The organism is Pseudofrankia coriaricola (genome assembly GCF_032027725.1).
Lineage (GTDB): Bacteria > Actinomycetota > Actinomycetes > Frankiales > Frankiaceae > Pseudofrankia.
Window position 1 is genome coordinate 51632 of the sequence record NZ_JASNFO010000055.1, and the last position, 18878, is coordinate 70509.

The 18878-nt window shown below is 72.6% G+C and carries 16 protein-coding genes; 4 read left to right on the forward strand and 12 right to left on the reverse strand.

Annotated elements, in window-relative coordinates; translation table 11 throughout:
• Positions 1–56: 56 nt before the first annotated feature.
• The 4 genes from QOZ89_RS27970 to QOZ89_RS27985 form a co-directional block, all read right to left on the reverse strand.
• Positions 57–2357: an ATP-binding cassette domain-containing protein gene (locus QOZ89_RS27970; RefSeq protein WP_312626382.1), complete on the reverse strand. Its 2301-nt coding sequence runs from the start codon at positions 2355–2357 to the stop codon at positions 57–59.
• Between the two features lie 3 nt (positions 2358–2360).
• Positions 2361–3560 (reverse strand): sugar ABC transporter substrate-binding protein, encoded by a 1200-nt coding sequence (locus QOZ89_RS27975; RefSeq protein ID WP_312626385.1) that lies wholly within the window; start codon positions 3558–3560, stop codon positions 2361–2363.
• 72 nt (positions 3561–3632) lie between these two features.
• Positions 3633–4763, reverse strand: coding sequence for an ABC transporter permease (locus tag QOZ89_RS27980; RefSeq protein WP_312626387.1), 1131 nt, complete (start codon positions 4761–4763; stop codon positions 3633–3635).
• A complete protein-coding gene (locus QOZ89_RS27985; RefSeq protein WP_083418346.1) occupies positions 4760–5425 on the reverse strand; it encodes a carboxymuconolactone decarboxylase family protein in 666 nt (221 codons plus the stop codon). The genes QOZ89_RS27980 and QOZ89_RS27985 overlap by 4 nt, the downstream gene beginning before the upstream one ends.
• Before the next feature lie 210 nt (positions 5426–5635).
• On the opposite strand from QOZ89_RS27985, the gene QOZ89_RS27990 reads away from it, so the two are divergent.
• Positions 5636–6043, forward strand: a complete 408-nt coding sequence (locus QOZ89_RS27990) for a cupin domain-containing protein (RefSeq protein ID WP_071047787.1) — start codon at positions 5636–5638, stop codon at positions 6041–6043.
• Between the two features lie 214 nt (positions 6044–6257).
• Here QOZ89_RS27990 and QOZ89_RS27995 read toward each other — a convergent pair whose 3' ends face one another.
• The 5 genes from QOZ89_RS27995 to QOZ89_RS28015 all read right to left on the reverse strand — a co-directional run bounded on the left by QOZ89_RS27995 (position 6258) and on the right by QOZ89_RS28015 (position 13184).
• Entirely contained in the window at positions 6258–7310 is a 1053-nt protein-coding gene (locus QOZ89_RS27995) for an Ldh family oxidoreductase (RefSeq protein ID WP_071047788.1), read from the reverse strand.
• 87 nt (positions 7311–7397) lie between these two features.
• A complete protein-coding gene (locus QOZ89_RS28000; protein WP_241841596.1) occupies positions 7398–9209 on the reverse strand; it encodes a thiamine pyrophosphate-dependent enzyme in 1812 nt (603 codons plus the stop codon).
• Positions 9206–10102, reverse strand: coding sequence for an amidohydrolase family protein (locus QOZ89_RS28005; RefSeq protein ID WP_071047789.1), 897 nt, complete (start codon positions 10100–10102; stop codon positions 9206–9208). The genes QOZ89_RS28000 and QOZ89_RS28005 overlap by 4 nt, the downstream gene beginning before the upstream one ends.
• Positions 10103–10284: 182 nt before the next feature.
• Positions 10285–11511 carry an L-2-hydroxyglutarate oxidase gene (lhgO, locus tag QOZ89_RS28010; RefSeq protein ID WP_071047790.1) on the reverse strand — a complete coding sequence of 409 codons (1227 nt, stop codon included), beginning with the start codon at positions 11509–11511 and terminating at the stop codon, positions 10285–10287.
• Between the two features lie 209 nt (positions 11512–11720).
• Positions 11721–13184, reverse strand: coding sequence for an aldehyde dehydrogenase family protein (locus tag QOZ89_RS28015; protein ID WP_071047796.1), 1464 nt, complete (start codon positions 13182–13184; stop codon positions 11721–11723).
• A 213-nt stretch (positions 13185–13397) separates the two neighbouring features.
• Between QOZ89_RS28015 and QOZ89_RS28020 the strand changes: the two genes are divergently transcribed.
• Complete coding sequence (locus QOZ89_RS28020) at positions 13398–13784, forward strand: putative quinol monooxygenase (protein ID WP_083418348.1); 387 nt, start codon at positions 13398–13400, stop codon at positions 13782–13784.
• 281 nt (positions 13785–14065) lie between these two features.
• Here QOZ89_RS28020 and QOZ89_RS28025 read toward each other — a convergent pair whose 3' ends face one another.
• Positions 14066–14641 carry a TetR/AcrR family transcriptional regulator gene (locus QOZ89_RS28025; protein WP_071052810.1) on the reverse strand — a complete coding sequence of 192 codons (576 nt, stop codon included), beginning with the start codon at positions 14639–14641 and terminating at the stop codon, positions 14066–14068.
• Between the two features lie 56 nt (positions 14642–14697).
• Between QOZ89_RS28025 and QOZ89_RS28030 the strand changes: the two genes are divergently transcribed.
• Entirely contained in the window at positions 14698–15723 is a 1026-nt protein-coding gene (locus QOZ89_RS28030; RefSeq protein ID WP_198543531.1) for an NmrA/HSCARG family protein, read from the forward strand.
• Positions 15720–16610, forward strand: a complete 891-nt coding sequence (locus QOZ89_RS28035) for an LLM class flavin-dependent oxidoreductase (protein WP_071052809.1) — start codon at positions 15720–15722, stop codon at positions 16608–16610. Before QOZ89_RS28030 ends, QOZ89_RS28035 begins: the two co-directional genes overlap by 4 nt.
• 159 nt (positions 16611–16769) lie before the next feature.
• On the opposite strand, the gene QOZ89_RS28040 is transcribed toward QOZ89_RS28035, so the two are convergent.
• Positions 16770–17510, reverse strand: a complete 741-nt coding sequence (locus tag QOZ89_RS28040; protein WP_241842255.1) for a class II aldolase/adducin family protein — start codon at positions 17508–17510, stop codon at positions 16770–16772.
• Between the two features lie 101 nt (positions 17511–17611).
• Complete coding sequence (locus QOZ89_RS28045) at positions 17612–18841, reverse strand: amidohydrolase family protein (RefSeq protein WP_312626399.1); 1230 nt, start codon at positions 18839–18841, stop codon at positions 17612–17614.
• Positions 18842–18878: the final 37 nt, after the last annotated feature.

Below are 18878 nucleotides of genomic sequence, written 5' to 3' on the forward strand. Positions count from 1 at the left end.
CTTCGGCTGTAACCAGCGCCACGGCGCCGTGCGCTGGAAGCTATCCCGGCGCATACCTATCCGTCGCCCACGCCGCCGGCCGAGGCGCTGGCGCGGGACGGTGAGCGCAGAGCGCGACGGTCGCCGGTGCTGAACGTCGCGGCAACGATCGCGTCCGGCGCGAGATCATCCGTCAGCTCCTCGGCTGCCCGGCCGTCCCGGAACACGACCACCCGGTCGCACAGCAGCGCCAGCTCGTTCTCGTCGCTGCCGGCCACCAGCACGGCGCAGCCACGCACCGCCGCCTCGCGGATCGTGGCGATGATGGTGTGCCGGGCACCGACGTCGACGGCCTGGGTCGGCTCATGTAGCACCAGCAGCCGTGGCCGCACGGCCAGCCACTTCGCCAGCAGCACCTTCTGCTGGTTGCCACCTGAGAGCTTCCCGGCGGCCAGCTCCGGCGCCGGCGGGCGCACGTCGACCGCGTTGATCCAGTGCTTCACGAACGCCCGCTCGGCGTCCCGGTCCACCGGCATCAGCCCGCCGCGCATCCGCCCCGGTGGCTCGTGGCGGTACCAGTCCCGCCTCCGGCCCCGGCCGGCCCGGCCGCGCACCGCGCGTGAACTGGACCGGCCGTCCGCGCCGCCACCGCGTAGCCGACCAGCCCGACCAGCCTGACCGCCCTGACCGCCGTGGCCACGGTGTCGACGCGGCACGTCCGCGCCGTCGCCGGCCTCCCCTTCCCGACGGCCGCGCCGCCCGGCGTGCGCGGCCGGCCCGTCGTCGCCGGCGGCCTGGGCCACCCGGGGCAACAGGACGTTCTCACCGACGGTCAGCTCTAGCGCGAGCCCGGCGTGCTCGCGCGCCTCCGGCACGAGCGCCACGCCCGCGGCGATCGCCGCCCGGCTGTCGAGGGACGTCAGGTCCAGGGACGTCCCGGCGACGGTGAGCCGGCCGGCGCCGGCGCGGCGCGCCCCCGCGACCAGGTAGGGCAGCTCGTCGTACCCGCTCGCGGTCAGCCCGGTGACGCCGACGATCTCGCCCGGCTCCAGCCGCAGTGACACATCCCGCGCGATCGCTCCGGACACCCCCACCAGCTCGACGAACGGCTCCGCCGGCTTCGCGGGCGTGGCGGCCCGCGCCGGCACGCCCGACCCAGCCGATTCCGAATCAGCTGGCGCGACCTCGACCAGCACCATCTCGGCCGGCACCATCTCGGCCGGCACCGTCTCGACCGGCACCGTCTCGACCGGCACCGTCTCGACCGGCACCGTCTCGGCCGGCACCGTCTCGACCGGCACCGTCTCGACCGGCACCGTCTCGACCGGCACCGTCTCGACCGGCACCGTCTCGACCGGCACCGTCTCGACCGACGCCGTCTCGACCGACGCCTGATCGGCCGATGCCCCGGTCCGCGCCGGCACCGCCGCCGACGCTGGCGGTGGTGCCGGCGTCGCGGGCTGGTCCGGCGGGGTCCGAACCGGGCCTGGCATCGAGGTGAGGGCGCGACCGAGGACGAGGCGAGCCAGGTCGGTCGCGCGCAGGCCCTGGGTGGGCAGGCCCGACTCGGCGGCCACGCCGTCGCGCAGCACGGTCACCCTGTCCGCGGCTTCGACGACCTCCTCCAACCGGTGGGTGATCATCAGCACGGCCGTTCCGGTCGCGACGACCTCGTCGAGGATGCCGTAGAAGTGCTCGAGCGCTTCCCGGCCGAGCGAACGGGTCGACTCGTCAAAGATGATCATCCCATGGCCGGGGTGCGCGTCCTGCAGCGCCCGCGCGATCGCGACCGTCGCCCTGGCCTCCTCGGGCAGCGAGGCGACCGGGACGTGCAATGGCAGCGGCCGGCCGAGGCGTTCGAGCACCGCGAGCGCGGCCTCCCGCTCCTCGCGCCACCGGATCCGCCGGGAGAACCGGCCGGCGCGGAACCGCCCGACCCGCAGGTTCTCCACGACGCTCGCCTCGCCGACGAGGCCGAGGCTCTGGTGGACGACGGCGACCCCGGCGGCGCGCGCCTGACGCGGCCGGACCGGCAGGCGCAGCTCCACGCCGTCGACCAGCACCCGCCCGCCCGGGTCCGGCGCGTGGTAGCCAGTCAGCACCTTGGCCAGCGTCGACTTGCCCGAGCCGTTCTGGCCGACGAGGGCGTGGATCTCGCCGGGCCGCAGGTCGAGGCGGACATCGCGCAGCGCCCGGTTGCGGCCGAAGGTCTTCGAGACGTTCTCGACGCGCAGCCGCGGGGGGCCGCCCGCCCCGACGGCCGCGGCCGTCGGGGCGGGCGCCGCCGCGTCACCCGGTGTTCCCACCGGCTCGGCGACGCCCGAGGCGCCTGCCCGGTCGGCGAAGCCGGTCCCGGCGGACCGTTGGGAGAGCGGCATGGGTCAGCTCATTCCCCACAGCGCCTTGAACTGCGCCGGGAAGGCGGTCGGGCCGTACCACTCGCCGGAGGCCTCGCCCTCGGCCGTCAGTGTCAGGCCGGAGACGTTGTCGCGGGTGAACAGCCGCACGACCGGGTCGTAGGTGGGCAGCGGCTTGCCGAGCATCAGCCGCAGCACCGCGTCGGCGTCCACCCAGCCCTGGAAGGTCGACGCCTGGCCGGCGTCCACGTGCAGGAAGTTCTTCGACGCGAGCATCTGCAGGCCGGCGAGCTGCGCCGAGCCCGACGCGCCCTTCACTGACGTGATCTTTCCGGACTGCTGGACGCCGCCGAGCGTCGGCTGCAGGTACTGGTCGAACTCCGACAGGACGTAGTTCACGCCGGGGGTGCGCAGGATCGCGGAGCTTGTCGACGGGGCGATCAGCGGGAAGTTCGCCGACGAGATCGGGTTGACCGTCACCTTGCAGCCGGGGCAGTGGTCGGAGAACTCGTCCTTGGCTGCCTGGACGTAGGCCTGCGACGACGGCGAGTCGGTGCTGCCGTTGATGAGGACGTTCGCCTTGCCACCGGAGTCGACGATGATCCAGTCGGCGACGGCCACGAGCTGGGCGGTGCCGCCGCCCTCGACGTAGCCGAGGGTCTTGCTGACGGGGTGGGCTGGGTCGGCGATCTGGTTGGTGATGAGAACCGGGATGTTCTTCGCCTGCGCGGCGCCCAGCGCGTTGGCGGCGAGCGCGTACGGGATGGCGTCGGTGACGATCGCGCCGGCGTTCGCGCCGATGGCCTGGTTGACGCAGGCGGTGATCTGCGTCGGGTTGGCGCCGCCGTTGCAGATCTGCAACGAGATCCCGACCGCGCCCATGGCGCTCGTCAGCGCGTCACCGATGATCTTGAACTGCGAGGACTGCTGGGTGATCGGGATGTAGTAGACGGTCTTGCCCTTCAGTCCCGCGACGCCGTCGAGCTGGGTGGTCGGCACCGGGAGGCCGGCGGTGGGCTCGAGCAGCTTGTCGACCGTGGCGGCCAGCGCGTCGCCGCTCGGCGAGGCGCTGGCGGCGCCCGTCGCCGAGGAGCCCGAGCCGCCGTCATCCGAGCCGGAGGAGCCACAGGCGGCCAGTACGACCGCGGCCGCTAATGCCCCGGCGGTCGCGATGCCGTGGCGGGGTAACGGCCGGCGGTCCGAACGTCTCAGGGATGTCCGCATCGTCCGAGAACCTTTCGGGAGTGTTGCGCCAGTTTCGGGAGTGACAGGGGGCGGACCGCGGCCAGGGCGGGGTCAGCCGGAGCGTCGGTGCAGGAGGGTGGAGATCGTGACGGCGATCACCAGGACGCCGCCGTAGAAGACGTTGGAGACCCAGCCGGCCACGCCCATCAGCTGCAGGCCGAGAATCCCCGTGGCGAGGAAATAGACGGCGATGAGCGTCCCCAGCGGGTTGAACCGGCCGGGCTGCAGGATCGCGGTGCCGAGGAACGTCGAGGCGAACACCGGCAGCAGGTAGCTCTGGGAGACAGTCGGGTCGAAACCGCCGGTGGCGGCCGTGGCGAGCACCCCGCCGACGCCGCTGACGAGGCCGGCGGCGACGAACGCACCGAAGCGGATCCCGTGCACCCGGACCCCGGCGAGCCGGCTGACCTCGCGGTTCGCCGAGACAAAGCGCATGTTCCGCCCCAGCGGGGTGGCCAGGTGAACGTAGGCGAACACCAGCATGAGCACGACACCCTCGTAGAAGCTGATCGGCAGGCCACCGACGTCGAGCAGCGAGATCTTCGAGAAACCACTGGACAGACCGCTCACCGGCGTCAGGTTGCTGACCCACAGCGCGACGCCGAGCAGAAGCGTCCCCATGCCCAGCGTCACGACGATCGTGTTCACGCCGAGGCGCACGACCAGGGCGCCGTTGACCGCCCCGACGGCGACGGCGACGGCGATCGCGACCAGGCTCGCCAACCAGACGTTCCAGCCGTGCTGGACGGTCAGCACCGGCACGAGGATCGCCGCGAGGCCGAAGACTGAGGGCACCGACAGGTCGACGAACTCCCCGACGCAGATCGTGCACAGTAACGCCGCGGTCAGGAACACCAGCGCCTGCTGGCTTCCGAAGATGGTCTGGAAGGTGCCGGCCGTCAGGAAGGTGTCCGGCTCGGTCAGGCCGTAGACGCCGATCAGCAGCAGCCAGACGCCAACGACCGCGAACCGCGCCCCCTGGTACCCCCACGAGTGCCCGTACCCGGGATGGCGCCCCTGGCCCTGGCCGCGCCCGGGCCACGGCCCGGCGCCGGAACGCCCGCGCCCCGCCGGCTCGACGTCCGCGGAAGCCGAGCTCCCGACGCCGGCGGCCGCGACCGCGTCGGCGGCCGCGAGGCCGGTTCCCCGGGGCGCCCCCTGCTCAGGGGCCGCGGTGGTCATGGCCTCTCCGGCCACTGACCGCCGACCAGCTCCGGCTTACGCCCTGCCTCGGAAGCGGCGTCGGCGTCAGGGGCGGCCTCGACCTCGGAGTCTGAGTCTGAGTCGATCTTGACATAGCCGCGGATGTCCGGGAACGGCGCCGGCCGGCTGGCCTGCAGGTCGACCTGGAAGGTGTTGAGCAGCATGGCCAGCATCGAGAAGTTGCCGAGGCAGCCGATGAGGTCCACCAGGCCCTGCTCGCCGAAGGCGGCGAGCCCGGCGGCGAACGTCTCGTCGCTGACGAAGTGCCGCTCGAGCACCTCGGTGGCGAACTGGTAGAGCAGCTGGTCGTCGGCGGCCGGGAACCGGGGGTCCTCGCGGCGCGCGAGCCGCTCCAGCCCCTCGCGGGAGACACCCGTGTCGACCGCCTTGTCGACGTGCGCGTTCCACGAGTACTGGGCGTCGAAGTGGCGCGCCGCAATCAGCAGGGAGAGCTCCCGCAGCCGCGGGGAAAGCGCGGACTCGAACCGGCAGTAGGCGCCGAGTGACTCGACCCGCTCGCATAGCTCGGGGCTGCGCAGCCAGACCAGGAACGGGCCGCGCGTGCCACCGCGCCGAGCGGTGATCCGCGCACTGATCTCCGCCTGCCGCGGGGTCAGTTCTTGAATGGGTTCCAGTCGCACGCGCGTCCTCCTTCAGGTGACCTGGGTAACAATGCTGAAACGGGCCGGAGTTGTCCAGAGGCTTCTCGCCGAACTGGTCCCCGCGGGCGAAACATTAGGCTTCGGGTTGTGCGCTCGCGGGCGCTGACGTGGCCTTCTACCGTCGGATGGCGGCCCGCGCGTCGAAGCACGGCACTCACCGAGCCGACGCCGGACCTGGGAGGAGACCCGGTGACGATCATCAAGGCGAGCCAGGTGGAACGGCTCGACCGCGGCGGGAGCGTCCGCACGCTGCCGCTCATCACCCGCGCCAGCGCGGCCGAACAGATCACCCTCACCTCCGGAATCAGTACCTATCCCGTGGGTACCGGAGCGCCGTTGCACACCCACAACTGCGTGGAACACGTGACGCTGCTTTCCGGTGCCGCCGAGGTCGAGGTCGATGGGGAGACCACCCGGCTCGAGCCGTTCGACACCACCTACGTCGAGGCCGGCATCCCCCATCTGTTCCGCAACATCGGCCAGGTTCCGATGACAATCCTCTGGGTCTACGACTCGGCCTACGTGACCCGCACGTTCGTCGCCACCGGCCGCACCGTCGAGCATCTGTCCGACGATGACCGGATGGTCGCCGACTGAGTTCTCCCGAGCGGTTTCCCGGCCGCCGGGAAACCGGTCGGGAAGGGTGGCCGGCCCGGCCGCGGGAATCGGGGTGACCAGTTCCCGCGGCCGGGTCACCGCGCCGCGGGCTCGCTCCCGAGATTTCCGCCGGATCGACGGAGCCCGGGATTCCCGCCGGATCGGCGAATCCGATCCGGCGGCGTCTGCCACCGGCGCTGCCAGCGGGCCCGGCTCAGAGGCCCTCGGGAACCGGCGCGCCGAGCGCCCGCGCATGCCCGACCAGCTTGGCGACCAGCGGAACCGGCAGCGGCACCCCGCTCGTGAGCCGCTCGGCGTAGGTCCGCGCCCCGCGTTCGCCGGGGACCAGCAGCTCCCGGTCCGGATCACTCGGCGGCAGCGCCTTGATCGCGTCGACGGTCTCGTCGACGATCCCGCGGAACCGCTCGACCGGCACGAACGCCGAGATGTCGACCGCGACCAGGACCGCGTTCTGCCGGTGCCGGCGGCCCTCCGGCGTCCCGGAGTGGTAGGAGGACACGATCGGGTTGGCCGCGAGGCCGCTCGCGAGCAGTTCGAAGACCAGCGACATCCCGGCGCCCTTCGCCCCGCCGACCGGCAACGGCAGCGCCGCCTCGGCCGGGTCGGTCGTCGGCCGGCCGTCCTTCGTCAGCGCCGCCCCCTCGGGCAGCGGCGTGCCCTTCGCCCTGTGCTCGGCGATCCGGCCGAGCGCGATCACCGACGTCGCCATGTCGAGCAGCACGGTCGGGTGCCGGCCGGCGGGGATGGCCACCGACAGCGGGCTCGTCGCCACCCCGGCGCTGGTTGTCCCGACGTAGGCCATGTTCGGCACGCCGGCGACGATTCCGAGACCGGCCATGCCGTAGCGGGCCGCGGCCTCGGTGTAGTAGCCGATCGTGCCGGTGTGCACGGTGCCTCGCACGGTCACCCAGGCGACGCCCGCGGAGCGGGCCATGCTGACGGCCTGGTCCATCGCCAGCGAGAGCGCCACCGGGCCGGGCGCCGCGTCCGCGTCGACGATGGCGACGGCCGAGCGCAGCTCGTCCACCGCGATGGTGGGCTTCGGGTTCGCCTGGCCCTTCTCGAACAGTTCCAGGTAGCGGGGCACGCGGGAGACGCCGTGCGAGTCGATGTCGCGCAGGTTCGCCCAGACGAGCACGTCGGCGATGGTGTCGGCGTGCTCCCGACTGGTGCCGGCGGCGGCGAAGATGTCACTGACCAGCGTGCGCAGCGTTTTGTCCGGCACAAGGGTGCGAGGGGCTGCCATGAGCGCTCCAGACAGACAGACGGAGGAAGACTTCCAGTAGCGGTCGTGCGAGCGAGGGGTTCGGGGACCCGGTGGATCGCGGTGTGGCTAGCGGGCGAGGCGGATGTCGACCAGCGCGGTAGTGCCGGACCGGACGGACGCCAGGGCGCGCGCCAGGGTCGGCCGCAGGTCCGCCGGATCGGTGACGGTCGCGCCGAACATGCCGAACGGGGCGGCCAGGGCCGCGAGCTCGGGGGCGTCGGGGAGGTCGACGCCGCGGAAGTCGTCCTCGGTGACCGCGGCGCCGTCCGGGTAGAAGCGCAGGTGGTTGAGCTTCATCGACCGGTACTGCCCGTTGTTGAAGACGACGACCAGGATGGGCAGGCCGAGGCCGCGAGCGGCCGCGAAAGACTGGACGATCGGGTTGTAGAGCAGGGAGCCGTCGCCGACGGTCAGCACCACCTCGCGGGCAGGGTCGGCGAGCTTCACGCCGAGCGCCACGCCCAGCCCCTGGCCGAGCCCGCCCTGCACGTAGCTGTAACGCAGCGGCTCCTCGGCGCGCAGGTGCTCGGCGACGACCCGGCTGTGGGTGATCGTCTCGTCGACGACCGCCGCGCGCCCGTCGAGCAGCTCGCGCAGCGCCACCGCGACCTCCGCCGCGTCCAGCCCGCCACCCGAGCGACCCGAACTACCCGAACTACCCGAACCGGCAGCTGTGGCCGGGCTGGCGGAGCGGGTCGCGGGCGGCGGTGGCGTGGCCAGCTGGGCACGCCGGGCCGCGATCCGCTGCTCATCGGCGCCCAGTGCCTTGATCTTCGCGCTGAGCGCGCGCAGGGTCGGGCCGACGTCGCCCTCCAGGTACTGGTCGGCGCCGAGCACCTGGTAGGCCATCACCGGCCGCTGCGGCACGTCGTCGATCACCAGCACCTCGGCGCCGGCCGGCCGGTTGCTCGGCGGGTACCAGGGCGCCCGGCAGCAGGCCAGCACGATCAGGTCCGCCTCGCGGGTGAGCGCCCCGGCCTCGCCGCCGCGGTGCAGCGGGCTGGTGCGCGGGAAGTTCGCGCACACCGCCGACTGCGGCTCCACCACCGGGATCGCGAGCAGCTCGGCGAGCTCGACCAGCGCCCCGAACCCGTCCGGCGCCCGCCCCACCGACTCGGTGACCAGCACCGGCCGTTCGGCGGCCAGCAGCCGCCGGGCGGCCCGCTCCAGCTCGTCGTCCGTGCTGACCCGCCGCCCCGTCGGCGCCACCGGCCGCACGTCCGCCCGCGCCGCGTCCCACGGCGCGAGCAGCACCTCGACCGGCACGTTCAGGTACACCGGCCCGGCCGGCCCCCGCACCGCCAGCTCCGCGGCGCGCACCACCGACCCGTACAGCGTGCCGACGTCGCCGACCTGGGACGACCACTTCACCCACGGCGCCGCGAACGCCTGCGGCCCGCCGACCATCGACAGGTTGCGGTACCACTGCGACCCCGGGTCGACGGCGCCGCTGCCCGCCGAAAACCCCTCACCGTAGGTGAGCGACTCGGCCGAGCAGACGACCATGCCAACCCCGGCGAGCAGCGCGCCGTGGATCCCGCAGGCACCCTGTAGCAGGCCCGGGCCGGCGTGCAGGAGCACCAGCTGCGGACGGCCGGTGGCCAGGCCGTAACCGGTCGCCATCGCCACGGCGAGCGTCTCGTGCATGAGGTCCAGGTAGCGCGGGCCCGCGACGCCGTCGCGCGCCTGGCGGGCGAGCGCCTCCCACACCGGGGCCCACTCGGACCCCGGAGAGGAGAAGATCACGTCCACGCCGAGGCTGCGGCAGGCGGCGAGGATCGCCTCGCCGCCGTCGGCCCGGTCGACCGCCGCCCGGGCGTCGCCGGCGGCGCGGCCAACGCCGGCGGTGGCGGTGGCGGTGGCGTCGGGACCCGTCACGGGGCCGCCTCCACAGCGGGGGCGGTCTCGGCGGCCACCGGCAGCGGCCAGTCGAGGCACTCGCAGATCCCCCGACCCATGATCCATTCAAGCTCGCCGGGAGTGAGGCCGAAGTGCTCGGTGAACTGGGCGATCGTGTCGGCGTAGGTCAGGCCGTGACCCATGAGCCGGGTGAGGTCCGTGCCCCAGAAGCAGCGCCTCGGGCCCATCGCGTCGACCATCTCGCGCACGTACTTGGCGAGGTTCAGGTTCGGGAACGGGTGCGTCGAGTAGCCCGGGACCGCCGAGACCTTGACGTAGATGTTCGGGTGGACGTGCAGGTCCGCGGTCTCCTTGACCCAGTACCCGATCGCGTCGTCGACGCAGCGCGCCATGATCCCCATGTGGTCGATGATGATCCGCAGTTCGGGGTGACGGGCGGCGATGACGCCGAGCTCGGCCTTCCAGATCGGGGCGTGCACCATCGTCCGGATGCCAAGCTCCTCGGCCAGAGGCCAGTACCAGTCGTTCGTGCCGTCGATCATCCAGTTCCGGTCGACCGGCCGGTGGAACGTGAGCCGCGTGCCCTTGACGTAGGGGTTCTGCGCGAAGTCGCGCATCATCGCCGCGCCCTCGGCCGGCTTGTTCTGCGGGATCCGCGCCATCACGCCGAACCGGTCCGGGTACGCCTCGCAGGCCTCGAGCGCGTAGTCGGTCCGGTCGCCCTCCCAGCTCGGCGGCAGGATCAGCGCCCGGTGCACTCCGGCGGAGTCCATCAGGCTCAGCGCCTCCTCGTAGGAGAACGCCTCCTCGCGGTGCCCGTTGAGCCGGATCCGTTCCCGGGCGCCCGGGACCCAGGGACGGTCGGGCGTCTCTTCCTTCCAGATGTGGATCTGGGAGTCGACGATGAGCATCTGTGCGGTTCCTCGTTTCACTCTGTGGGGGCGGGGCCGGACCGCGGCGGAACAGCCTGGCGGCGGCCGGCCGGGACGGCGCGACGGTGGCAGTGGCGGTTCGGGGGCCGGCAGTTCGGAGGCCGCCGGTTCGGCGGTGGTTCGGCGACCGAGGACCGGAGCGACGGATCGGGGCTCGGGGCTCAGGCGACGGCGGCCAGGCAGTCGACCACGTGCTCGGCGATCGCGAGCGACGACGTCGCCGCCGGTGACGGGGCGTTGCGGACCGCGGTCACCGGGCCTAGGTGGCTGATCCGGAAGTCGTCGACGAGCGTGCCATCGGCGTCCACGGCCTGCGCGCGCACGCCGGCCGGGGCACGCACGACGTCGCGGGCGCGCAGCTCGGGCACGTAGGCGCGGGCGGCGGCGACGAACGCCCGCTTCGACAGCGACCCGCGCAGCTCGCACGCCCCGGCCCGCCAGTGCTGGCGGAACAGCCTGCGGGCCCCCGGCCAGCGCAGCACCGCCGCGAGCTCCCGCGGGTCGACGTCGCGGCGCCGGTACCCCTCGCGGGCCGCGGCGAGGACGGCGTTGGGGCCGATGTCCACGCTGCCGTCGACCCGCGGGGTCAGATGCACGCCCAGGAACGGGTAGGCCGGATCTGGCACCGGGTAGACGAGGCCGCGCACCAAGCCCGCACGCTCGGGGACGAGCCGGTAGTACTCACCGCGGAACGGCACGATCGCGGGCCCCGGGTCGTCGCCCGCGAGCCGGGCGACGACGTCGGACTGCAGCCCGGCGCACAGCACCACCCGGTCGAACCGGTACCGCTCCTCGCCGGCGTGCACCGCCACACCGCCGCCCGCGCCGTCCGGGGTCACGGCGCCGACCCGGGAGGCGAACAGCACCCGCCCGCCGGCGGCGCGCACGTCGTCGGCCATCGCGCGGGCCACGGCCCGGTAGTCGACGATCGCGGTGGTCGGCGAGTGCAGCGCCGCGACGCCGGTGACGCCCGGTTCCAGCTCCCGCAGCGCCGCCGGGTCGAGCCAGCGCACGCCCGGCACGCCGTTCGCCCTCGCCCGCTGTTCGAGGTCGGCGAGCCGGACGCGCTCGGCCTCGTCGCGGGCCACGACGACCTTGCCGATCTCGTTGAACACCAGCCCGTGCTCCGCGCAGAACTCGCGCAGCAGCCCCGCGCCGCGCCGGCACAGCGTCGCCTTCAGCGAGCCCGGCTGGTAGTAGAGCCCGGCGTGGACGACCCCCGAGTTGTGCCCGGACTGGTGGGTGGCGACGTCGTCCTCCTTCTCCAGGACCGTCACCTCGGCGCCGAGGTGGGCGAGCCGGCGGGCGACGGCAAGCCCCACCAGCCCCGCCCCGACCACCCCGACCCGGCCCGATCCCGCCGGCAGCCCTGCCGTCGCCGGGCTCATGGCGCCTCGGCCCCGCTCCGCCTTCACGCTCACTGTGTTTCGGGTTCGCTCCGTCGCCGCACTCGCTCCGCGGCCGTCCTCGTCCCTCGGACGACCACTCCACTCGCTTGCTCCTACGCTCACTGTGTTTCGGGTTCGCTCCGTCGCCGCACTCGCTCCGCGGCCGTCCTCGTCCCTCGGACGACCACTCCACTCGCTTGCTCCTACGCTCACGGCGCGCCGCCGTGGCGGATCGCGACGGTCTTCACCCGGGTGTAGAAACGCGGGCCCTCCCGGCCCTGCTCCTTGAACGGCGACCCGGAGTCACCGAAGCCGCCGAAGGGCATGTGGACATCCCATCCTGTGGTCGGCAGGTTCACGGAGACCTGTCCCGTGTTCGCCCGGTCGGCGAATGCGTGCGCCCGCGCCAGGCTCGTGGTGAAGATGGCGGCGGCGAGGCCGAAGGCCGAGTCGTTGGTGGCGGCCACCGCCGCGTCGAACCCGTCGACGACCTGGACGACGACGACCGGGCCGAACACCTCCTCGCGCCAGATGTCCATGGTCGCGTCGACATGGGTGAGGACGGTCGGCGTGACGTAGCAGCCGTGCGCGAACGGCTCGTCGGCCGGGGCCGCGCCGCCGGTGACGACACGCGCCCCCAGCGCCCGCGCCCGGCCGATGTGCTCCAGCACGTCGGCGCGGTGGCGGGCTGAGACGAGCGGGCCCATGGTGGTCGCCGGGTCCGCGCCCGGTCCGAGCCGCACCGCGGCCGCCGCGCGAGCCAGGCCGTCGACGACCTGGTCGGCGACCAGGCGGTCGACGATCACCCGGCTGGTGGCGGTGCAGCGCTGACCCGCCTGGCCGAACGCGGCGGCGGCGACCGTCGCGACGGCGAGGTCGAGGTCGGCGTCGGCGAGCACCACCGAGGCGTTCTTGCCACCCATCTCCGTCTGCAGGCGCACGTTGCGATCCGCGAGCCGGCGTTTGATCCGCTGGCCGACGCCGTTGCTACCGGTGAACGACACGGCGGCGAGCCGGGGGTCGTCCAGCAGGGCCGCCTCGATCTCACCCACCCGGCCGGTGACCGTCGCGAATACGCCGCGCGGCAGGCCCGCCTCGCGCAGCGCCTGTTCCAGGCGCAGGGCGACGAGCGGCGTTTCGGTCGCCGGCTTCAGAATCACCGCGTTTCCGGTCGCCAGCGCCGGGGAGAGCTTTCTCGCCGGGGTCAGCAGCGGATCGTTCCACGGGGTGATGAGGCAGACGACGCCGAGCGGCTCGGTACGCACACTTGTCTGCGTACCAGGCCGGGAATCGACGAGCAGATAGCCGCAGGGCTCACGCGCAAGGCCCGCGTAGTAGTCAAGAAAGTCCGCGGACTTCTCGACCTCGACGCTCGCCTCGGCGCGGGTCTTGCCCATCTCGGCGACCAGGTCCGCGGCGATCTCCTCGCGGCGGCGGCGCAGGTTGGCCGCGGCCGCCGCGAGCACCCGGGCCCGCTCCAGCGGCGAGGTGTCCCGCCAGCGCGCCGCCCCCTCGGCCGCCGCGTCGTACAGCGCGGTGACGTCGGCCGGCGACATCGCCGGCACCCGACCCACCACCCGCCGCAGGTCGGCTGGGTCCAGCACGTCGATGAAGGCGCTGTCGGGCGGTGACATCACGGCCAGGTGCTGGCCTGGCGGCGCCGTTGGTGCCATGAGCTCCGGCCGTCCTCTCGATCGCTACGCCGGCGGGGGGCTGGTGCCCCGGCCGCTGATCGAGCACAATCGTAGGAGCGGTCCGCCGTCACCGGACCCATGCAGAACCGCAAGCTAAGGTGTACGCCTCGGGCCGCGGCAGGCAGCGCCGGCAGCGGGTGAGCCGGTCCATGATGGGCCTCGCACACATAACCATCCGCCGCCGGAGGATCTATGAGCCACATCGTCATCGTGCATTACCGGGCGCGCCCCGGCGCCGAGCAGAAGGTGGCCGACTCACTGCGCGAAATGGTCCTGCACACCCGGGCGGAGCCCGGCAACACCGCCTATCACGTCGCCCGGTCGCCGACGGATCCGACGGTTTTCGCGATCTACGAGGAATACGTCGACGAAGCGGCGATGCGGGCGCACACCGAATCCGCGCATTTCGCCCGCTGGCTGCGCGAGGGCACCCTGCCCCACCTCACCGACCGCGTCCGCCACGACCTCGCCGGCCTCGACCCCACCAACACGGCGGGCCGCTCCGACGTGATCGACTCCGCTGACGCGACCGACCCCGCCGGGCCTGCCGGGTCCGGCGACCCGGCACCGCGGGTCTGAACGGGGCAAACGCCCGTCAGGCCCTGGGGCAGATGACGAGGCTGAAGCCGGCTCCACGGCGGTGGCCTGCTGGGGGACGGCGGGCGCCGTCCGGGGACGGCCGGGCGGAAGCGCGGCGGCGAGGACGACCGCGACCAGGCTGATGGCGCCGCACGTCCCGCGGGTGATCTAGTGGCGTTGTGGGAGCCAGGGCTCCGAACATCGCACCAGATCATGAGGCCGGCCATGATGAGTCTTCAAAATTGACCGTGCTTGGCCAACCGGCTCGGGATCCAGTGGGATCAGGGCGAAGGACGCGTAGCGCGCACGCCGTCGAAGGCGAGGGTGATCAGCCGGTCGGCCTGGGTCGCGCCATCAGGTTCCAGCTCGGCGGCCAGGGAGATGGCGCCGACGAGTTTGAGCAGGTCGGTGATGACGATGCCGGAACGTACCGCATGCGTCCGGACCGCCTCATCGAGCAGCATCCCGCCGGCATTGATGATCATCGTGTGGCAGGTGGTTCCCAGCGTCGGGTCGCCGGCGCCGTTGCCGTCGCGGGCGCCGCGCATCAGGGACGGGGCCAGTCCTCGGTTGGCGGCGGCGTGCGTCCCCACCGCCCGTAGCCAGGTGAACAGCGCGGTTGCGGGGTCGAATTCGGCGGCGAAGTCGCCCGCCTTCGCGCACAGCGTCTCGACCCGGCCACGGAAGACCGACTCCAACAGGGACTGACGGGACGGGAAGTGCCTGTGCAGCGTCGCCGAGCCGACTCCGGCTTGGCGGGCGATCTCCTCCAGCGACGCGTCCACACCGTCGCGGGCGATGGCGGCCTCGGCGGCGGCGAGGATCCGGCCGCGGTTGCGGCGGGCGTCAGCGCGCATGCCGCGCTCTGCCGGGGCTGGTGCGGTGTCGCCTCCAGGCACGGGAACTCCAGGGATTGCTAAACGGGGTGGCCCTCCATATAGTACTCCACAGCAAACGGGGTGGCACCCCACTTATCGGGCGGGCCCGCCTTCCCTCAGGAGTTCCGGGAGAGATCGTGCAAACAGAAAAGATCATCGCGGTGGTAGGGGCGACCGGTCTGCAGGGCGGCGTCGTGACGGCGCAACTGCTGGCCGACGGCTGGAAGGTGCGGGCGCTGACCCGCGATCCGGGCAGCGAGCGGTCGGCGGCACTGGCGAAAGCGGGGGCACAGGTCATCCGCGCCGAGATGGACGACGTCGCCTCCCTGAACGCCGCGATCGAGGGCGCTTACGGCGTGTTCAGCGTCCAGCCCACTGTCGGCTCGCCGGGCACCGCGCCGAACTTCACCGCAGAAGACGAAGTCCGCTGGGGCATCAATGTCGCAGAAGCCGCGCACGCCGCCGACATCGCGCACTTCGTCTTCACCTCGGTCAGCGGTGCCGGCCGCCACGAAACCGAGATGCTGCCGCAGAACCTGGTGAGCAAGTGGCGGATCGAGCAGCGCATCGCCGGGCTCGGCCTGCCCGCGACGATCCTGCGGCCAGTCTCGTTCATGGAGAACTACACCGGCGGATACCACCTGCACAACGGCACCCTGGCCAGCCCTCTGATACCGGACGTCCCGCAACAGATCATGGCCGTCGACGACGTCGGCGTGTTCGCCGCGCTGGCCTTCGCCCGGCCGCAGGACTGGATCGGCCGACAGATCGAGCTGGCTGGAGACCGGCTGACGCCGCTGCAGATCGCCGCAGCCATCGCCGAGGAGATCGGCTGCCCGCTGCCCTACGTCCAGATCCCGATCGAGACGGTCCGCCAGGTCAGCGAGGACTTCGCGTTCGCCAACGAATGGCTCAACGCCGGCGGCTACCAGGCCGACATCCCAGCCGTCCGGCAGATTCACCCCGGCCTGATGGACCTGCGCACCTGGCTCACCCGGACCGGCGGAGCCCAGATCAGCGCGTTCCTCGCCGCCCAGCGCGCCGAGAAGCAGGACGCATGAACAGCCCGAAGCCCGACCTCGGGCGGATCGGGATCTGGGCCGGCGACCTCGACAGCTACCCGATGGCCGACGTCCGCACCGCCGCGACGGCGATCGAGGACTTCGGCTACGGAGCCCTGTGGTTCCCGGAGACGACCGGCAGGGAAGCCATGGCACAAGCCGGGATCCTGCTGTCGGCCACCCAGCGGATCACGGTGGCCGCGGGCGCCGCCGACATCTATGCCCGCGACGCGGTGACCACCGCCGCAGCGCAGCGGACCCTCGACGAGGCGTTCCCAGGACGTTTCCTGCTCGGGCTCTGGGAAAGCCATCCCACCCTCGCCCACGACGTCCGCGGCCACCTCTACGGCCCGGCACCGGAGACCATGAGCGGCTACCTGGACGCAGTGGACGCCGCCCCGTTCGGTCCGCCGCCCGCTCCGGAAATGTCGGGTGCGCCGCGTCGGATCCTGTCCGTGCTGGATCCCGACATGCTCGAACTCGCGGGCCGTCGGGCCTGGGGCGCGCACCAGATGGGCATGCCGGCCGAGTGCACCGCAAGGTCCAGAGCCGTGCTCGGCCCCGACGCGCTGCTGGCCGTCACCCAGTTCGTCATCCTGGATGCGGCCGGGTCGCACTCAGCCGATCTGGCCCGAACCTACGCCGCCGCAGCGCTGCCCAACCGTCGCGCACTGCTGCAGGAGCTGGGGTTCGAAGACGTTGACTCACTGAACGACCGGCTTGTCGACGCGCTGATCGCCCGCGGGACCGCAAACGACATCACGCACCGCGTCACAGCACACTTCGACGCCGGCGCCGACCACGTGAGCCTCTACGTCCTCACGGCCGAACCTGCGACCCCGCCGATCGGGCAGTGGCAGGAACTCGCCGCACGACTCCTGGCCTGACGGCCCACGGCAAGAGCGCCCCGCGCGGGCTCCTGACCCCGCGGAGCTTCTCTCCACCACTTCGGCAGGGCAGGGCCCGCTTGGCGGGTGGGTGTCAGGAGTCGACCAAAGGTCGATCGGCGTAACCGCCGAGCAGCGCGGCCAGGCAGGCGACAAGGGTCAGTGGGTGTCGAGGAGGGTGGGGTCGGCGCGGAGCTCGGCGCGGACGGCGGACTCCCAGAAGCCGATGAAGCCGTTGCCGTCGGAGTTCTTCATGTGGTTAAGGAAGCCGGCCGGCAGCACCTGCGCCGGGGTGGCGCCGAGGGCGCGGACGTGCCAGGCACGCTGGCAGCGCTGCTCGAGCGCGACGGCGCGCTGGAACAGCGCCCGGGCCGAGGTGCCGAGCACGAAGACGCCGTGGCCGGCGAGCAGCGCGAGGTGGCCGCCGTGCAGGGCGTCGACCGCGCCGCGGGCGGTGGCGAGGTCGTTGACGGGGCCCTCGTACTCGTTGACGAGGACCAGGTCGCCACCGCCGCCGAGCGCGGAGCTCTGGTCGTAGACCGGCGGGATCTCGCCCAGGTCCGCCCAGACGGTGCCGTAGAGCGGGTGGTTGTGGACGGCCCAGGTGACGTCGGTGCGGGCGGCGTGCAGCGCGAGGTGCAGCGGGATGCCGAGCGGGACCGGCCAGTCGCCTTCGAGCAGGTTGCCGGCCAGGTCGATCCGGATGATCTGCTCGGGGCGCAGCTCGTCCCAGCGGACCAGCCACGGGTTGCACAGCAGGGTCCCGTCGGGCTGTAACGCGGTGACGTGGCCGGCCAGGTGGTCGTTGTAGCCCTCCCGCCACAGGGCGCGGGCGAGCAGGGCGATCTCCTCGCGGGTGGTGAGCTCCGGCATCAGCTTCTCGGCGGTGGGAACGAACATCACGGGAATGCCTTTCAGCACAGGACAGCCGGACAGGAATGCCTTCAGGACAGGGCGGCCAGACGAGAGCGCCTCGCGGGGTGGGCTGAGCGCGAACGCCTTCAGACCGGGTCGGCGGGCAGGACCGTCGGTGGCAGTGGGTGGCGGAACAGGGCGGCGGCGTTCTCGCTGCACATCGCCCGGATCTCGGCGGGCGGGATGTGGCCCCAGGCGTCGGCGATGACCTGCTGGGTGTCTGGCCAGGTGCCGTCGCCGTGCGGGTAGTCGGTCTCGACCATGATGTTCTCGACGCCGATCCGGTGGCGGGTGTCGATCGTCGACGGGTCGTCGATCGTGCAGAACCAGAAGTTGCGGCGCAGCACCTCGGCGGGGCGCAGTTCCCAGCCAAGGCCGTAGCCGGACCGGTCGACGATGTTGTCGAGGCGGTCGAGCAGCATCGCGACCCAGCCGATCCCGCCCTCGCTCATCGCGATCCTCAGGGTCGGGAAGCGGGCCGGGTACTCCGACCACAGCCATTCGGCGCAGGCGGTGAGCGACGCCTGGCCGAACAGCGTCGAACCGAGCTGCAGGCCGGGCGCGCCCGGTGGCTTCTCCGAGAGGCCGGCGCTGCCGACGTGCAGGGTGATGACGGTGTCCGTGTCGACGCAGGCCTGGATGATCGGGTCCCAGTGGCCGCGGTCCCACAGCGACGGCAGGCCGATGTTGTGCGGGCGCTCCGGGAAGGTGACGGCGGTGAACCCGCGGGCGGCGTTCCGCCGGATCTCGGCGACGGCGAGCGCCGGGGCGGACAGGTGGGTGATGCCCATCGGGACGACCCGCTCGGGGTAGGCCTGGAACCACTCCTCGTACAGCCAGTCGTTCCAGGCCCGCACGCAGGCAAGACCCAGCTCCTGGTCGCGGGCGCCGAAGAACACCCGGCCGCAGAACCCGGTGATCTGCGACGGGAAGTTCACCGACGCCCACACCCCGCTCACGTCCATGTCCCGCACGCGGGCGTCGATGTCGTAGCAGCCGGGACGCATGTACTCGAACCGGAACGGCTCGACCTTCACCGAATCGGGCCGCCGGCCGGCGACGGCGTTCATGCCGACCTGGGTGAACCGCTGGTCCTCGAACAGCCAGACCTGGTGGCCGCGCTCCGTCTCGACGATCCGCGGCGCCGCGTCCGCGAACTGGGCCGGGACGCGCCCGGCGAACAGGTGCGGCGGCTCCACGACGTGGTCGTCGACCGAGATGATCGTGTAACGGACCTCGCGGGGTGCCGGCTCGGGCAGGAACAGGCTCGGGTCGAGGGCGGCCTCGCTGACGGTCGGGTTGGGGGTGGTGGCCACGGGTGCCTCCGGGCGGGTGCGTGGGGTTCGGACCGCT

Coding starts and splice junctions, on each gene's coding strand:
- QOZ89_RS27970 (WP_312626382.1), bottom strand. CDS start 2,357: ATGCCGCTCTCCCAACGGTCCGCCGGGACCGGCTTCGCCGACCGGGCA.
- QOZ89_RS27975 (WP_312626385.1), bottom strand. CDS start 3,560: ATGCGGACATCCCTGAGACGTTCGGACCGCCGGCCGTTACCCCGCCAC.
- QOZ89_RS27980 (WP_312626387.1), bottom strand. CDS start 4,763: ATGACCACCGCGGCCCCTGAGCAGGGGGCGCCCCGGGGAACCGGCCTC.
- QOZ89_RS27995 (WP_071047788.1), bottom strand. CDS start 7,310: ATGGCAGCCCCTCGCACCCTTGTGCCGGACAAAACGCTGCGCACGCTG.
- QOZ89_RS28005 (WP_071047789.1), bottom strand. CDS start 10,102: ATGCTCATCGTCGACTCCCAGATCCACATCTGGAAGGAAGAGACGCCC.
- lhgO (WP_071047790.1), bottom strand. CDS start 11,511: ATGAGCCCGGCGACGGCAGGGCTGCCGGCGGGATCGGGCCGGGTCGGG.
- QOZ89_RS28015 (WP_071047796.1), bottom strand. CDS start 13,184: ATGGCACCAACGGCGCCGCCAGGCCAGCACCTGGCCGTGATGTCACCG.
- QOZ89_RS28020 (WP_083418348.1), top strand. CDS start 13,398: ATGAGCCACATCGTCATCGTGCATTACCGGGCGCGCCCCGGCGCCGAG.
- QOZ89_RS28025 (WP_071052810.1), bottom strand. CDS start 14,641: ATGCGCGCTGACGCCCGCCGCAACCGCGGCCGGATCCTCGCCGCCGCC.
- QOZ89_RS28035 (WP_071052809.1), top strand. CDS start 15,720: ATGAACAGCCCGAAGCCCGACCTCGGGCGGATCGGGATCTGGGCCGGC.
- QOZ89_RS28040 (WP_241842255.1), bottom strand. CDS start 17,510: ATGTTCGTTCCCACCGCCGAGAAGCTGATGCCGGAGCTCACCACCCGC.